Source organism: uncultured Photobacterium sp., from assembly GCF_947039875.1.
GTDB lineage: Bacteria > Pseudomonadota > Gammaproteobacteria > Enterobacterales > Vibrionaceae > Photobacterium.
On record NZ_CAMRAN010000013.1, the window covers coordinates 1 to 16,352 of the forward strand.

General features: G+C 39.5%; 13 protein-coding genes. 6 read left to right on the forward strand and 7 right to left on the reverse strand.

The features are described 5' to 3' along the window. Positions 1-543: 543 nt before the first annotated feature. The 3 genes from fruA to fruB all read right to left on the reverse strand — a co-directional run bounded on the left by fruA (position 544) and on the right by fruB (position 4,487). A complete protein-coding gene (fruA, locus tag Q0V26_RS06580; protein WP_297479575.1) occupies positions 544-2,298 on the reverse strand; it encodes a PTS fructose transporter subunit IIBC in 1,755 nt (584 codons plus the stop codon). Positions 2,299-2,376: 78 nt separating this feature from the next. Beyond that, positions 2,377-3,321 (reverse strand): 1-phosphofructokinase, encoded by a 945-nt coding sequence (pfkB, locus tag Q0V26_RS06585; protein WP_297479779.1) that lies wholly within the window; start codon positions 3,319-3,321, stop codon positions 2,377-2,379. A 47-nt stretch (positions 3,322-3,368) separates the two neighbouring features. Further along, positions 3,369-4,487 (reverse strand): fused PTS fructose transporter subunit IIA/HPr protein, encoded by a 1,119-nt coding sequence (fruB, locus tag Q0V26_RS06590; protein ID WP_297479577.1) that lies wholly within the window; start codon positions 4,485-4,487, stop codon positions 3,369-3,371. A 350-nt stretch (positions 4,488-4,837) separates the two neighbouring features. Here fruB and cra point away from each other — a divergent pair, with 350 nt between their 5' ends. Next, entirely contained in the window at positions 4,838-5,821 is a 984-nt protein-coding gene (cra, locus tag Q0V26_RS06595; RefSeq protein ID WP_297479580.1) for a catabolite repressor/activator, read from the forward strand. A 102-nt stretch (positions 5,822-5,923) separates the two neighbouring features. Then, positions 5,924-6,958 carry an FUSC family protein gene (locus Q0V26_RS06600; RefSeq protein WP_297479582.1) on the forward strand — a complete coding sequence of 345 codons (1,035 nt, stop codon included), beginning with the start codon at positions 5,924-5,926 and terminating at the stop codon, positions 6,956-6,958. A 77-nt stretch (positions 6,959-7,035) separates the two neighbouring features. Here Q0V26_RS06600 and Q0V26_RS06605 read toward each other — a convergent pair whose 3' ends face one another. Continuing rightward, entirely contained in the window at positions 7,036-7,941 is a 906-nt protein-coding gene (locus Q0V26_RS06605; RefSeq protein WP_297479585.1) for a putative PEP-binding protein, read from the reverse strand. A gap of 318 nt (positions 7,942-8,259) precedes the next feature. Between Q0V26_RS06605 and Q0V26_RS06610 the strand changes: the two genes are divergently transcribed. The 3 genes from Q0V26_RS06610 (at position 8,260) to Q0V26_RS06620 (ending at position 11,770) form a co-directional block, all read left to right on the forward strand. Continuing rightward, positions 8,260-9,318, forward strand: a complete 1,059-nt coding sequence (locus Q0V26_RS06610; RefSeq protein ID WP_297479588.1) for a 3-deoxy-7-phosphoheptulonate synthase — start codon at positions 8,260-8,262, stop codon at positions 9,316-9,318. A 138-nt stretch (positions 9,319-9,456) separates the two neighbouring features. Beyond that, entirely contained in the window at positions 9,457-9,939 is a 483-nt protein-coding gene (locus tag Q0V26_RS06615) for a YajQ family cyclic di-GMP-binding protein (RefSeq protein WP_297479590.1), read from the forward strand. 541 nt (positions 9,940-10,480) lie between these two features. Next, positions 10,481-11,770: a serine/threonine transporter gene (locus Q0V26_RS06620; protein ID WP_297479592.1), complete on the forward strand. Its 1,290-nt coding sequence runs from the start codon at positions 10,481-10,483 to the stop codon at positions 11,768-11,770. Between the two features lie 83 nt (positions 11,771-11,853). On the opposite strand, the gene lpxL is transcribed toward Q0V26_RS06620, so the two are convergent. Both lpxL and Q0V26_RS06630 read right to left on the reverse strand, forming a co-directional pair. Continuing rightward, positions 11,854-12,801 (reverse strand): LpxL/LpxP family Kdo(2)-lipid IV(A) lauroyl/palmitoleoyl acyltransferase, encoded by a 948-nt coding sequence (lpxL, locus tag Q0V26_RS06625; RefSeq protein WP_297479595.1) that lies wholly within the window; start codon positions 12,799-12,801, stop codon positions 11,854-11,856. A gap of 272 nt (positions 12,802-13,073) precedes the next feature. Beyond that, positions 13,074-14,000 carry an LpxL/LpxP family Kdo(2)-lipid IV(A) lauroyl/palmitoleoyl acyltransferase gene (locus Q0V26_RS06630; protein WP_297479599.1) on the reverse strand — a complete coding sequence of 309 codons (927 nt, stop codon included), beginning with the start codon at positions 13,998-14,000 and terminating at the stop codon, positions 13,074-13,076. 383 nt (positions 14,001-14,383) lie between these two features. Between Q0V26_RS06630 and Q0V26_RS06635 the strand changes: the two genes are divergently transcribed. Next, positions 14,384-15,466 (forward strand): site-2 protease family protein, encoded by a 1,083-nt coding sequence (locus tag Q0V26_RS06635; RefSeq protein ID WP_297479602.1) that lies wholly within the window; start codon positions 14,384-14,386, stop codon positions 15,464-15,466. A 132-nt stretch (positions 15,467-15,598) separates the two neighbouring features. Here Q0V26_RS06635 and Q0V26_RS06640 read toward each other — a convergent pair whose 3' ends face one another. Next, complete coding sequence (locus Q0V26_RS06640) at positions 15,599-15,952, reverse strand: YajD family HNH nuclease (RefSeq protein ID WP_045036123.1); 354 nt, start codon at positions 15,950-15,952, stop codon at positions 15,599-15,601. Between the last annotated feature and the right edge of the window lie 400 nt (positions 15,953-16,352).

Here is a 16,352-nt window from a genome sequence, read left to right on the forward strand (position 1 = left end):
CTCACTGTAGGGAATGACGGGGTGGGTTTTGTATTTATTCTTGGAATTTTCAGTGAGCGTTTAAAAATATCAAAAAATAATAACACTACAACACGCTGAAAATAGATTCTATATCTCGTTCGTAATCTCACTGTAGGGAATGACGAAGTGAGTTTTATATTCACTCTCAGAATTTTTAGTGAGCGTTTAAAAATATCAAAAAACAATAACACTACAACGCGCAGCAAATAGATTCCCTATCTCGTTCGTAACCTCACTGTAGGGAATGACGGGGTGGGTTTTATATTTATAATTGGAATTTTCAGTGAGCGTTTAAAAATATCAAAAAATAATAACACTTCAACACGCTATAAATAGATTCCCTACCGCGTTCGTAACCTCACTGTAGGGAATGACGGGTTGTTGTTTTGTGGCTTTAATATAACAACATGCGCTGTTCCTAAACCCTCGTCCCTAATAACCTGTTTCCTATCCCCTTTCTCCCCCCAAAAAAAGCCGACAATTAAGTCGGCTTTAAATAATAAATAATCTATTCGCTATTAATTACGCGTTAGCTTGTGCCGCTTCAGCCGCAACAGAGCCTTCTTCTGGACGCTTTAAGAATGCGTACATCACACCTGTTACTACCGTACCCGCAGCAATGGCGACTAAGTAAAGCAATGCTGGTGAAATTGCGTTTGGAATTAGCAGAACAAACAAGCCACCATGTGGAGCCATTAATTTTGCGCCAAACAACATTGATAATGCACCTGTTAATGCGCCACCAATCATACAGCTTGGAATAACACGCATTGGATCGCGCGCTGCGAATGGGATTGCGCCTTCAGTAATAAAGCACATACCTAGTACAAACGAGGCTTTACCTGCTTCATTTTCGCTAGCTGAAAACTTACGTTTTGCAAGGAATGTTGCTAAACCCATACCCATTGCTGGCACCATACCCGCAGCCATTACTGCTGCCATTGGGGCGTAGGTTTGTGACGCTAACAAGCCAACACCAAAGGTGTAAGCGGCTTTGTTTACAGGGCCACCTAAGTCGAAACACATCATACAACCAAGAATAATACCCAGTAATACCGCGTTGGCTGAACCCATGTTGTTTAAGAATGTGGTTAAACCTGCCATTGCTGCTGATACTGGACCACCAACGATGTAAATCATTACCAAGCCGGTAATTAAACTTGCTAATAATGGCACAATCAAAATCGGTTTTAGCGCTTCCATTGATTGTGGCAATTTGATTTTTTCAACCAAGAATTTAGCACTGTAACCCGCAAGGAAACCGGCAACGATACCACCTAAGAAACCAGCACCCGTGGTACTGGCTAACATACCGCCAATTAAACCCGGTGCTAAACCTGGGCGATCAGCAATTGAGAATGCAATGAAACCTGCCAATACTGGCACCATTAACGCAAATGCTGAGCCACCACCGATGGTCATTAGGGCTGCGGCTAACGTGCCTTCTTGTTTAAAGGCTTCGATACCAAATACAAACGATAAGGCAATGGATAAACCACCAGCTACCACTAATGGCAACATGTAAGATACACCCGTCATTAGGTGTTTATACGGCCCTGCTTTTTCTGCTTTGGTGTCCGCCGTTTGAGCGTTAGTATTTCCAGAATGTTGATATACTGTAGCGGTTACAAAGGCTTTTTCAATTTCTGGTTTAGTTTTCTTAAGTGCTAACCCTGTGCTGGTTTTGTAAAGCTTTTTGCCATTAAATCGGGCTAAGTCTACTTCAATATCGGCAGCGATAATCACTAAATCTGCGGCTGCAATCTCCGCATCTGTTAATTGGTTTTTAGCGCCAACTGAGCCACGGGTTTCAACTTTAATCTCATAACCCTGACGCTGACCTTCTTCTGTCAATGCTTCTGCTGCCATAAAGGTATGAGCAACACCCGTTGGGCAAGCGGTGATCGCGACAATTTTCTTAACCGCATTATCGATTTCATCAGCGACAAGTTGAGTGCTGGCTGCTGTTAATAATTGTGCTTGTGTGACAGCGTCTGTTAGCCATGCTTTGGTATTTTCAAAACAAGCTGTGATATCGGCTTGATAAACTTTTTTACCCACAAAGCGTGAGTTATCAATCGCTGTGCCCGTCGCAATGATGATCACTTCAGCGTCATCAATCTGTTGTTGAGTCAGTTCTTTGGTTGGATTAAATGCAGTTTGGCATTCAATGCTTGCTTGCCATTGTAGTTCTGCGGCGGCTTTTTCTAATAAACCCGCTGCGATAATGGTGGTTGCGATGCCGCTAGGACAAGCTGTTACTAATGCTATTTTCATATTTACACCTTGGTCAATGTTGCTTCACATGTTCTTCTGTCGTTAAGCAATGATGTGATTAAGCTCTATGTACTTAAGCTATTGAGTTACAATGACATGTTTAGCAATATCATTAACTTTATTGATATTATCAACACCGACACCCACTTGTGTCACCGCTACTGCTGATAATGCCGTCGCAAATTGTAATGACTGCGCTTTTGAATGTTGATTAAGTTCACCCCAACATAAACCAGCGACTAAAGTATCGCCTGCGCCAACGGTGCTCACGACGTCCATTTTAGGCGGTTGAGCATGTAACCAGCCTTCATGGTTAAGCCACATCACCCCTTTTGCACCGAGTGATACCACAACATTCGTGATCCCTTTAGCTGCAATTTGTTCTGCAACGTCCATACATTGTTGTTGCGTTTCTAGTGCTTGTCCTGCCCATTCAGCCAGTTCTTCATCATTCGGTTTAACAAGCCACGGATGGGCTTCTAAACCTGCTTCCAATGCTGACTTACTGCTATCAAACAATACTTTTTTGCCCAATTGATGCAATTTTTCTAACCAATTGGCACACATGTTAGGAGTAATACCTTGTGGCAAGCTACCTGCAATCACAAACACATCATGAGTTGTTGCTAATTCAAATAATGTCTTTTCAAAGGCTAAAATATTAGCTGCAGTAACCGCAACACCAGGGAAATTAATGTCACTTACTTGACCATTTTTTTCGACTAATTTAACGTTAATTCGGCTTGCACCCGCCACGCGAATAAACTTATCTGTTGCGCCGATTTGCTCAAACAATTGGCAAAAAGGTTCTTGGTTATCAGCACCTAATAAACCCGTTACTGTTACATCGGCACCAAGCTCTGCTAAAACTTTAGCAACGTTCACGCCTTTGCCCGCAGGATGAAGACTTCCGCTATCAACCACATTGACGCCGCCTAGCGAAATGGCCGCTAAACTGCCAGTAAGATCTAATGCTGGATTGAGTGTTACCGCGACAACTTTGGGTTTAACAACATGGGGCATGGCTTGTGTCTCTGTCTGTAAGGTTGAAATTGTCATTGCTGCGATCCTTATAGTTTTTCGCCTAAGCCATCAGCAATAGCTTGACCGATTGCCGTTAATGCCGCGTCTGCATCACTACCATGTGCGGTAAATTGCAGTTCATTACCGCATTTCACACCAAGGCCAATCACTTTCATTAAACTTTTCGCATTAACGGGCTTACTGTCGCTGGTGATATTAACCACTTGAATATCTGCATCGAATTTCTTGGTGGTATTAACTAACATTGCACCAGGGCGAGCATGTAAACCATGAGGATTACGAATCTTAAAGATTGCTTGATTACCTTCTAAGGCCACTTGCGTCAGTGCGGTTACCATTTCTTGTGCTGATGATGCTAACCATTGCGCAATTTTACCTTGATAGATCAATGACATTAAGTATTCAAGGTTCGCTTTATGGGACATATTATTCGCAGCAACCATGACCATGCCAGCAACAGGATGACCTAGCTCTTCAAATGGTACTTGGGGTGTTACCACTGCAATCGCGGTACGTTGCACTTGTTTATTACTTTTAACCAGCCATAGCCCTTGACCTAAATAAGTCGGACCTTGATTAATCGCATCAGTCACCGTCGCGATTTCTGCAAATCCTTGGTATTTAATTAATCCCGCAGCAACAGCAGTTAACTGTAATAAATCTTGCGCAGGAAATTGCTTCAAAATAAGCTCAGCATTACATTCAGCCTCTTGCTGCTCATCACCACTGAGTAAGGTAATGATCGCTTGCTCAGACTCACAATGGCGTAATTTTTCTTCAATACCATCAGCAGATAACACTTTGGTTAACTGTTTTAGAATGCCTAAATGCTCATCGGATTGAGCCGCAATCCCTATCGCAATGTAAGCCGTATTATCATTGCCCCATGGCACACCTTGTGGAAAGTGATGAATTTTCACTCCGGTATGGTTAACTAAATCACGGGTTTCAGTCGTACCATGTGGAATCGCAATACCGTTACCTAAATACGTTGAATTTTGTTGCTCTCGGGCAAGCATGCCATTGACATACCCTGTCTGTACTAATCCTGTAGCTTCAAGATCAGCCGCCAACGCTTTAATGGCGTCTTGTTTGTTCGATGCCGTTTGCTGCATCGCAATATCATTTTTAGACAGTGATAACATGTAACTCTCCGATTCAATACTTTGTGAGATCGTCGCTATTTATAGTGCTGTTCATTAAGCTATTGATAAGCCCTAATCACTTCTGAGCAGTATGTGCTTATCAATAGCTGAATCGTTTCAGCAAAGCGGGAAATAAAAAATGTTTACAACGGGTATTTATTGTTCAACAACACCCAGCTGAAACCTTTCAGCTTGCATACTGAATCGTTTCAGCTAGAATTGCAAACGCTGATAAGTATGCATTAAGTGAATATATGATCAAGCGCACAAACTTATATTTAGAAAATAATAATCATCCCGATTAGATCTCTGATGCTTTCCCTAGAATGAATTCACAACGGATAACAATAATGACATTGGATGAAATCGCAAAACTAGCAGGCGTGTCTCGAACAACGGCAAGTTATGTTATTAACGGTAAAGCGAAACAATATCGTATCAGTGAAAAAACCCAACATAAGGTCATGGCCGTTGTTGAAGAACATAACTATCGCCCCGATCATGCTGCGACCTCGCTTCGAGTTGGAAACAGCCATTCACTCGGGCTGATTATTCCTGATTTAGAAAACAGCAGTTATGCCAAAATTGCTAAGTTATTAGAACGTGACGCGCGCAAAGCGGGTTATCAAATGATCATCTCTTGCTCTGATGATGATCCAACAACCGAAATGAAAGTTGCCGACATGCTATTAAGCCGTCGAACTGACGCGTTAATTGTCGCCAGTGCCCTTGCTTCTGACAACGCGTTTTATCGAAAGATTCAAGCCAATGGTGTACCAGTGATTGCCATTGACCGAGCATTAGACGATGAGTTTTTTATCTCCGTGATCAGTGAAGATTTAGAAGGCGCTTATCAACTGACACAATCATTGTTGAGTAAGCCAATTAACAGTATTGGCCTTATTGGCGCGGTTGCTGATTTAGGAGTATCGAAAGAACGCCAGCAAGGCTTTACCGCAGCGATTAACCGCCATTCACAGCCGATGACGACTATTATCAGTTATGGGGAACATTTTAGTCAGCAAAATGGGCAATCGATGGTTCAACAATGGATTGATGATGATTGTTTTCCTGATGCGATATTAGCGACATCCTATACCCTGTTTGAAGGCGTTCTGGATTGTTTACTTAAAAATCCACAACTGATGAGTCGTACTTATCTCGCAACATTTGGTGATAACCGCCTATTGGATTTTTTACCCAATAAAATACAGTCATTACCACAACAATTTGAAGTTATAGCTGATCATGCGCTTACATTGGCACTAAAAGCGATAAAAGGAAGTTATGAGCCAAATATTGAGGTCATTCCGCGCCAAGTCATTCATCGTTAAATGATATTGCTATTATTCTATTGCGGAATAATAGCAATAATGAAAAAATACTCGATGACGCATTATTCTCTCTCTTTCTATTAGGTTGCTATAGGCTTCACCATGTATATACGTCTTAAAGCATTATTAATATCGCATGCACAATTTTCTCATGCTTTACGGGTAACATTGGCGATTGCTTTTACGCTTGCCTTTTATGCCGTTGTCCACGTTCCACATTCAATGTGGGGGCCTGTCACCGTGGTTGTGGTTATGATGCAGCCTTATGCAGGAGCCATTGTTTATAAAGGTTTTCAGCGTATTGGTGGCACATTACTCGGTGCAATGTTAGGGCTATTAACCGTCCTGTTCCCCGATAAACTTAATTATCTTATTCCGGTGTGGATGCTGGCATGGGTCTTTTTACTGTCATTGAAATCTTACGGTAAGAATATTTATTTCTACTTTTTAGCCGTGATGACGCTCATCATTGTTTCTTATCAAGGAGACACTGCGTTAGAGGTTAGCGTCGCATTATGGCGTGTGGCCAATATCTTAATTGGTAGTTTGATTGCCATTGCTTTTTCGTTGCTATTACCTATTCGTGCAATAACAAGTTGGAATACCCTGTTTAATCAAAATTTACGTGCATTACGTCAGCTTTATCAAGCGCACGCTTCAGCCCACATGCTAAGTATTAAACAGCTTAATGCCATGAAACGTGAAGTATTAGAACGCCACATGAAGATGATCATTCTATTACCTAATGTACAAAAAGAAAGGCATAAACTCGCAGGCCATTATCGAACAATCATTACCGTGCAACGTTCATTAATTAGTGTTACTGAACAATTAATTGAAACTCATTGGAGTTCAGATATTAGCCGCCGTCAATTACTGGCTCAGAATGATTTAAAAGTCTATCAGCAGCATATTATTACGATTCTAAGCCAGTTAGAGCAAGCATCAACGCCGCATGCGGATTTATCACATATTGATCCGTTACCTGATATTGATTTGTTATCAACGATGGCTGAAGAGATTTCCCCGACGGATGCGGCTAATGCGTTGGGTATTTATGGCTATTTTTGGCTAACACGTCAATTTATTGGTCGCCTAGAAGCGTTGATTATTCAATTACGTATTATTAATCAGTAGTGAACAATCAATAATAAAAAGCCAGCACTATTAAAATCAATAGTCGCTGGTTTATTTTTTTATTAAATAGCCGATAGTTAACAAATAACAGTGCTAACTTCATGATCCATCAGCCACCGTTGTAAACGCGGAGCTTGTGAAATAGCATCATAATAAATATCGCACTCTTTAGATGCATTGCCCGCAACTGCTAACAACATTTTTAATAGCTGTATCACCGCATCATTTTGAGTATCAACCTGGTAATGAAGCTTGGTATTGGCAAAATCTTGTCCTAACGTCAATTGTGCTAATTGCGCGACATCTGCGACAAAACCATCAAAATAATGAATAAAAGTATCCGCTAGCAATGCATTTGCAGGCACAGAACAAAGCATATGCACTTTTAAGCCGTTTGCTCCTCGACATAAACCTTGTTCAGCCAACAAATCAATCATGGTTGCAGCTTCACTAAAAGTACGTACAAACGGCACCACCAATTCAATTGTATCGCCTCCCACGACTACACGAGCACGCTTAATGGCCTCGCATTGCAAAGCAAAACTGGTTTTATAATGAATATCGGTATAAAGACTCGCACCGCGTAAGCCTAACAGTGGATTAACTTCGGCACTTTCAAGTTCAGCACCAAGAAGTTGATAGCGACATTCAGCATTCGCCCCTGCTAGTTGTACTTTTAATGGAGCGTTACCTTGTTGTCTTGCAGAAGCAACTAATAACTCAGTCAGTAGAGCGACATAATATTCAGCTAATGAGACACTCTGTTGTCCATACTGATCCGCTATTTTTTGTTGTAGCGCTTGTTGAGTAGCATCAGATAAAAGATTTTGTTGGGTAAAAACTAACGGATGAATACCAACCTCGGTGGCAATAATATCATCTAAAGAAACTAGCCCAATACCTTTATGCTCTAGCGTCGCTAATTGTTGTGCGTTGTGTAATACCGCTGTTGTTGCCAGCATTAATTCAGTTTGTGTTGTCATACTCAACCTGTACCTCCATGTTAAATAAACCAATATCTATCCATTTACACCAATGAAATAGACCGTTATTGACCTTACTGTGTGTTTAATTTGCAAGCAAGAATAAAACGTTATTTGATAACAATTATTCAACTTACCGATCATATGCCACCAAGTTTATTTTGATACATAATTGCATGTAAAATCACCCTTTCAGCTAACAATATCCACAATTACTCATTAAAAACCTATTTGTTATCACAAGTTTGGTTTATTCCAGTGCTGATTTGGGCTATCTTAACGGGGTTATTACAGGAATACCAAGGTAGGCAAACTATTATGCCAATGAAAACAGATGAACTTCGCACAATAAGTCTCGGTCTAATGCCGACCCCAGCAGAAGTAGAAACAGCCTCACCAATGACAGATGCTATTGCAGTGCATGTTGATAGTGCGCGTAAGCAAGTAGAGGCGATCTTATCAGGTAAAGATTCTCGTCTTTTGGTAATTGTAGGGCCATGTTCAATTCATGACACCAATGCTGCTATGGATTATGCGAAACGCCTTGTTGCTGTACAAGAAACATATAAAGACCAACTATTTATCGTTATGCGTACTTATTTTGAAAAGCCGCGTACTGTTGTTGGTTGGAAAGGTTTAATCTCAGATCCACATTTAGATGGCAGCCTTGATCTGGCTACTGGCTTGCATAAAGCGCGTAAACTATTAATTGATATTAATGCGCTAGGGCTACCCACTGCGACTGAGTTTTTAGATATGATCACTGGGCAATATATTGCTGATCTTATCACATGGGGAGCCATTGGTGCCCGCACCACTGAATCTCAAATCCATCGTGAAATGGCCTCAGCACTTTCTTGCCCGGTTGGCTTTAAAAATGGTACCGATGGCAATATTAAAATTGCGATTGATGCTATTCGTGCCACGCGCGCATCTCATTTGTTTTGCTCACCCGATAAGAACGGTCAAATGACCATTTATCGTACCGCTGGCAATCCATATGGCCATATCATTCTTCGTGGTGGCAAAATGCCAAATTACCACCAACAAGATATTGCAACGGCTTGCGAAACATTGGCTGAATTTGAATTAGCGCCAAAGCTAATTGTCGACTTCAGTCATGGAAATTGCCAAAAACAACACAAACGTCAGCTTGATGTAACGGCTGATATTTGTGAGCAAATTCGTAATGGTAGCCAGTCAATTGCAGGCATTATGGCTGAAAGCTTTATCAAAGAAGGTAATCAAGCGGTTATCTGCGGTAAAGAAAGCGAACTTGTTTATGGTCAATCAATAACAGATCCCTGTGTTGATTGGAAAGATACATTAGTGATGCTTGATATGCTGGCCTATGCAATTAAAGATGCCAACGCATAAATTTGCTTTACTATTTTAATACAATAAAAGGAGCACCAACATATTGTTGCTCCTTTCCTCGTATTAAATTAACAGTATAATGTACTCATTAATTCATAACGGGATAAATTTCCCATATTTAGGTTAGAGGCCAATAACATGCCATCTTTTGATATCATTTCTGAAGTAGTTACCGTAGAAATTAAAAATGCGGTAGATAATTCAATCCGAGAAATTAGTACTCGTTTTGATTTTCGTGGTGTTGAAGCCAACGTAGAATTAAATAAAGAAATCGTCAAGATCACGTCAGAATCAGAATTCCAAGTTGATCAAATCGTTGCTATTTTACGTGGTAATCTGGCTAAACGTGGCGTTGATGCCAATGCCCTTGAGCGTAAAACAGTGACGTTTTCTGGTAAAACAGCATCACAAAATATTGAATTTAAGCAAGGTGTCGAAACAACCAATGCTAAGAAGCTGGTTAAAGCAATTAAAGACGCAAAGCTAAAAGTTCAAGTGTCTATTCAAGGTGAAAAACTCCGCGTTACCGCTAAAAAGCGTGATGATCTACAAGCAACAATGGCACTTGTTCGTTCTCAAGAACTGGGGCAGCCATTCCAATTTGATAATTTCCGCGATTAATCACAGCAAATATTGAGAAGGAAGCGTTTATATGCTTCCTTTTTTTGATCAAAACATTAAACTTTTTTTGAGTAAATTTAAAAAAATTAATAATATTTAAACTATGATTATTAATATTATACTTTACTGTTATGCGCAAATACGTCATACAAATATAAATTAACACACGATACAAACATCAATTTATCAAAAAAACCACCTTAAAAACGCATAAATAACAGCCGTAACATAAAAATCACACCTTAGAATACTTTTTAAGCAAACGAATTTTTTTTATTTGCAAAAATTGTTGCGGAGCATGCTTATACCCTATAATTCACGCACTTCAATAATGGTTAATTATTTTTCATTCTCTGTAACTAACATAAGTAGGTAATAACAACAGCAACGATAACTAGCACGGAATGCTTATTACGATCATGGAACGCTCACCTCTTACAACAATTACCCTTGTTGTATATCACTATCTATTTGCTTGCTTGTACGGCTTCACTTATCTCGGTATGCAGTGACTGAAAAGAAAATAAAGGAGATGTCCATAATGGGCACCGCACAACAGAAAACAACTGCAACAACCGAAAATACCCAAAAGCTCGGCTGGAGTAAAAGTGATACCGTATGGATGCTAGGTTTATATGGCACAGCAGTTGGTGCCGGCACTTTATTTTTACCGATCAACGCTGGCGTTGGCGGTTTAATTCCCCTTATCGTAATGATGATTCTAGCGTTGCCAATGACCTTTTTTGCTCACCGAGCGATGATGCGTTTTGTACTATCAAGTGCTAACCCTGGTGCTGATATTACAGAGGTAGTTGAAGAGCACTTTGGTAAAAATATGGGTAAGATTATTACTATCTTATATTTCTTTGCTATCTACCCTATTTTGCTTGTTTATAGTGTGGCTTTAACTAATACCGTTGAAAGCTTTATGAAGTTTCAGTTAGGTATTGAGCCACCAGCACGGGCAATCTTAGCTTTAGTTTTGATTCTTGTGTTAATGGCCATTGTTCGTTTAGGTGAGCAACTGATCGTAAAAGCGATGAGTATTCTAGTATTTCCCTTTGTTGCGGTTCTGCTGATGCTTGCGTTATACCTTGTTCCGCATTGGAATGGGGCTATTTTCACTGATATTATTCCTCAAGGCGGCGGCAGTAATACCGTCATCATGGCAGTATGGCTAATCTTGCCTGTAATGGTGTTTTCATTTAACCACTCACCGGTTATTTCTTCATTCGCTGTTGCTAAAGAAAAAGAATATGGTGCTAACGCAGAGCGTCAAGGTTCTCGTATTTTATTACGCGCCCATATTATGATGGTTATTACGGTGATGTTTTTTGTTTGTAGTTGCGTGTTAAGTTTAACGCCAGCTAACCTCATCGAAGCTAAAGCACAAAATGCTTCTATTTTGACTTACCTAGCGAATCATTTTGATACACCAGTGATCGCTTATGCTGCGCCGATTGTGGCAATTATTGCTATCACAAAATCATTCTTAGGCCACTACTTAGGTGCAAGCGAAGGTTTGAATGGTATTATTCATAAAGTTGCTCGTGATAATAACAAGACACTTTCAGACAAAAAACTTAACAGCTTCACTGCTTTGTTTATGCTGCTTACCACTTGGGCAGTTGCAACATTAAACCCAAGTATTTTAGGTCTGATTGAGAACTTAGGCGGACCTGTTATTGCGATGTTGTTGTTTATCATGCCAATGTATGCAATTAAGAAAGTGCCAGCGATGAAAAAATATGCGGGTTCAATCAGTAATATTTTTGTTACCGTTATTGGTTTAATATCTATCTCTGCTATTTTCTACTCATTAGCACAGTAATATTACACGCCATAATACAAAAAACCGAGCCCTAAAAGCTCGGTTTTTTTGTAGTGAATGTCGACGTTCTTCAAGTAAAAATATCAATCATTTACTCGCGAATGATATAGACTTGGTTTACCCTCAGGACGGGTTTTAAAACGGCGGTGCAACCACATATATTGACTTGGTGCCGCCATAATTGAACGTTCTACTGCTTTATTGATATACACCGCAGCAGCATCAGGATCCTTATGTGGAAACTCAGTTAATGGCGGAAATATTTTTAATGTATATTTACCACTGTTACTATTACGAATCATCGCAAAAGCCAAAGGCACCGCACCTGAAGCATCAACCAACAAACTGGTTCCGGTTGTTGTACAAGCCTCTTTCACTGCAAACAAAGGAGCAAAGGTTGAGTTACGGCCATGCCCATAATCTTGATCAGGGGCATACCATAATATCTCACCGTTCTTTAAGCCTCTAAGCATGCCTTTAACATTTTTACGATCAAGCATATATTTATTAGAGCGTACACGACCTTTAAACTGGAAATAATCAAAACAGGGGTTATTATTCGGTCTATATACACCAACACCCGGCGTCTTTAAACCAAAAGCACGTGCACCTAATTCTAAGTTCATAGAGTGTACCGCTATTAGTAAAATGCCCTTTCCTTGCTGTTGTAACTGTTCTACGTGCTCTAATCCTTCGACCTCAACATGCCTTTCTACACGAATATCAGGCCAAAACCACGCCATTGCCGTTTCAAATAAGGCCAGCCCAGCGTTATCTATATTCTGCTTCATTATATGTTGTTGCTCTTCTTCCGCCATAAAGGGAAAACACAGAGCGATATTTTGCTGGATTGTATCGCGGCGACCAGACATCATCGTCATGACTAATCGGCCAATACATTGCCCTAAACGAAACTGAATAAAATAAGGCAACCAACTTAGCAGATACATTATTCCTATTAATATTAAAACAGGCCAATAACGCGGATGTAAGAAAGCTTTACGAAATGCTGGCTCAGTAAATCTACTCATAATAAAATACAGGGTTCCTCTGCTCATATTTTAAGAATACGTATTCTTAACAGTCTCTTAAAAAACTCACATAACTAATCGTGCCATTATATTATGTAAAATACTTTATTGAATGCAAGTCAATGCAATATCGCAATAGTTGCTATACAGCAAAGATTAAGTTTAGTTATTATTTGGTTAATAAATCAACGTTAATTATTGGCTATTATATAAAATAAAAAAGCCCACTTAAAAAGTGAGCTTTCACAGTATTATTCATGATGTCGCTTTAATTAATAAAGACTTGGCTGCCCTTCTGGACGATTTTTAAAACGACGGTGTAACCACATATATTGGCTTGGGGCTGCCATGATTGATTGCTCTACAATCTTATTAATAAATCCAGCCGCAGCATCAGGAGCTTTATGCGGGAAGCCCTCAACAGGCTGGCATATCGTTAACGTATAATGACCAGAATCATTATCCCGTACCATAGTAAATGGCACGACAGCACAATCTGTCGCATCAACTAACAAACTTGTACCGGTTGTAGTACATGCTTGTTCAACCGCAAACAAAGGGGCAAATGTTGAACGTCGAAGACCATAGTCATGATCAGGCGCATACCATACTCGTTCACCTGATTTTAGCGCTCGCAGCATACCCTTCACATCTTTACGATCGATTAATGTACGATTAGATCGTGAACGACCTTGATATTGGAAGAAATCAAAACACGGATTATTATTGGGACGATAAACACCCATACCTGTTTTTTTAATGCCAAAAGCTCGCGCACCAAGTTCTAGATTCATTGAATGTACCGCAACCATTAATGCACCTCTGCCCTCGCGCTCAAGTTGCTCCATATGCTCCATTCCGTTAATCGTAACGTGACGACAAACGCGAGCATCAGACCAAAACCATGCCATTCCAGTTTCAAATAGTGCTAATCCCGTGTTATCAATATTTTCTTTAATTAAATTTTCTCGTTCATTTTCACTCATCAGAGGAAAGCACAACTCTAGATTACGACAAATTGTATGACGACGCTTTTTCATTAACTTAATCGCTAAACGGCCAATATGTTTTCCTAAAAAATGTTGCACCGAATAGGGTAATAAACTCAGTGAATACATTAATCCCACTAATGCTAATGTACCCCAGTAACGAGGGTGAAGTAATGATCGTGTAAATACAGGCTTATTTTTAAAACTCATGCGATATTGTGACCTATTTTTTCGTTATTTTTTATCCTAAAAAACACAAAAAATATAATAATTAGATAGGCCTCCATAATAAGGCCTAACCATAATAGTAAACAGAAAAACTCGTCTATTTGTGATGAAAATTGACCCAATACAAACTTTCCAATAAAAATAAATAAAAATCTGTTTAATATGCGGATATTCTGTATAAAAAACAACCACAATGAAATATTAAAGATATCTAAATCTTTTTATTATCAAATTGTTATTTATCACTTATATCGACTTTCTCCTCTTACTTAACGAGTAATATGTAACAACCCGTAACAGAGGCTCGTTCAATACGCATTTTTCCGTATAATTGTCCTATCTTTCTTTACTCTGTGGATCATGCATTGGAATTATTGGTAATCGATTTTTTAGGTAAGCCGTTACGACTTGAAGGTTCAATGGCAGGATGGCAACAATTATTTTGGGACAACACCCTCGTCTCTCAAATTGCCGCTGCACCAACCGATACAGATCAGTTTATACATCAGTTTGAGCTTTCAAATAATGAACAAACCATTCAATGCCAACTGAACGGTAGCTTGAGTTGGCAGCCTTTTCTGATCCAATATCACGCGACAGCTAATAACCAAATGATTGCGCAAGGCAAGCGGGATGTTAAAGATATTGAACGTCAACACCCTCAGCAACCGATAAAACCAGAGAAAAAATTCAGCCTGATTGGATTAGTGTCTTTAGGCATGAAAGCCCTCAAAAGTGCTAAATTAATTAAGGTCGTACTTGCCTCTGCGAGCCTTGCTGCTTATTCATGGCTATTCTCAATTCAATTTGCATTAGCGTTACTGGCTTGTTTAGTTTTCCATGAATATGGGCATATTCGTGCCATGAAATATTTTGGCATGAAAACCAAAGGCATTTATTTAATTCCTTTTCTTGGCGGTTTAGCATTAAGTGATGAAAAAATTAACACCCGTTGGCAGGATGTAGTGATTTCAATTATGGGGCCGGCATTTGGTTTAATCATGTCATTAGCCAGCATGATCGCTTATTGGATCACTGGCGAAATGTTTTTTGCGGGCTTAGCCGTTTTTAATGCACTGTTAAATTTATTTAATTTATTACCTATTCTACCTCTCGATGGCGGTCATGTTCTAAAAAGCATTAGTTTTTCGATGAACAGTAAAATTGGCATTATTGCTTGTGCATTGGCGGCAGTTGCTGGGGTAATTTTAAGCTACCGTTTAGGGCTGACTCTATTTGGCTTCCTATTGATTATGGGCAGTTTAGAGATTATTTTTGAATGGAAACAGCGTCATCAAAGTCATTTATTGCCACTAGATCGTTACGGTCAAATATTCTCAACCGTATGGTATGTCAGTCTTGTTGCTGCCTTTATCGGTATTATTGCCTACTTTGCGAGCCTAGGTGACAGCTTACTTAGCTTGCCGCTACAAATTTTAGGCACTTAATTATATTGGCTTAACCATATAGATCAACACGACAAAAAATAACAATAAAAAAGCCAGCATTCGAATAATAATTGCTGGCTTTTCTTGGCTGTTATAATCAATAACAGCATCTAATCTTATTCGCGTGTTAGATTATTTTTTCTTTTCCATCATCGCTTTAAGATCTGCAAATGGGTTAAATGTCGCAGCTTGGTGATCATCTTCACCCGCACGAATTACACTGCCTTGACCATTATCAGCATCGGTGTATTTCTCATGCTCATGATCATGACAAAATAAGCATAACAACTCCCAATTACTACCATCTTGAGGGTTATTAGTATGATCATGATCGACGTGGTGAACAGTTAACTCACGTAGATTTGAATAAACAAACTCACGCGAACAACGGCCACACACCCAAGGATATATTTTTAATGCTTTTTCACGGTAGCCCGCTTCTTGGCGAGCATAAGCAGCACTAGTACCAGTATAATCAGATGACATATCTTGACCTATTTTATAAAGAAATAAACCGCTAGTCTCTCTAGCCGTTTAGGCAACTCTCTGCCAATGGCCGTATTGAACCATCACCGAACAACAAATTTCAAGTAAAGTTTCAGCTCTTCTGTTATCTATCACATTTTAATCTAGGTTGATCTTTTAATACAAACAGTTAGCTTGAAATCGTTTTTAAGTGCCTCCATATATAGAATAGGCAATCTTTTCCGTTAAAAATCACACAGAAATTCATTGTATTTAACTTAATATTTTGACTGTAATTTAAGCGAAGAGACCTTTTATTCGAGATTTTAGAAGATAAAACCTTGTATAGATAACACGTTTTTAAAAGGTCTATGCTAAGATTCATTCAATTATTTGAAGCTGATTCTAACAGAACGTTTCA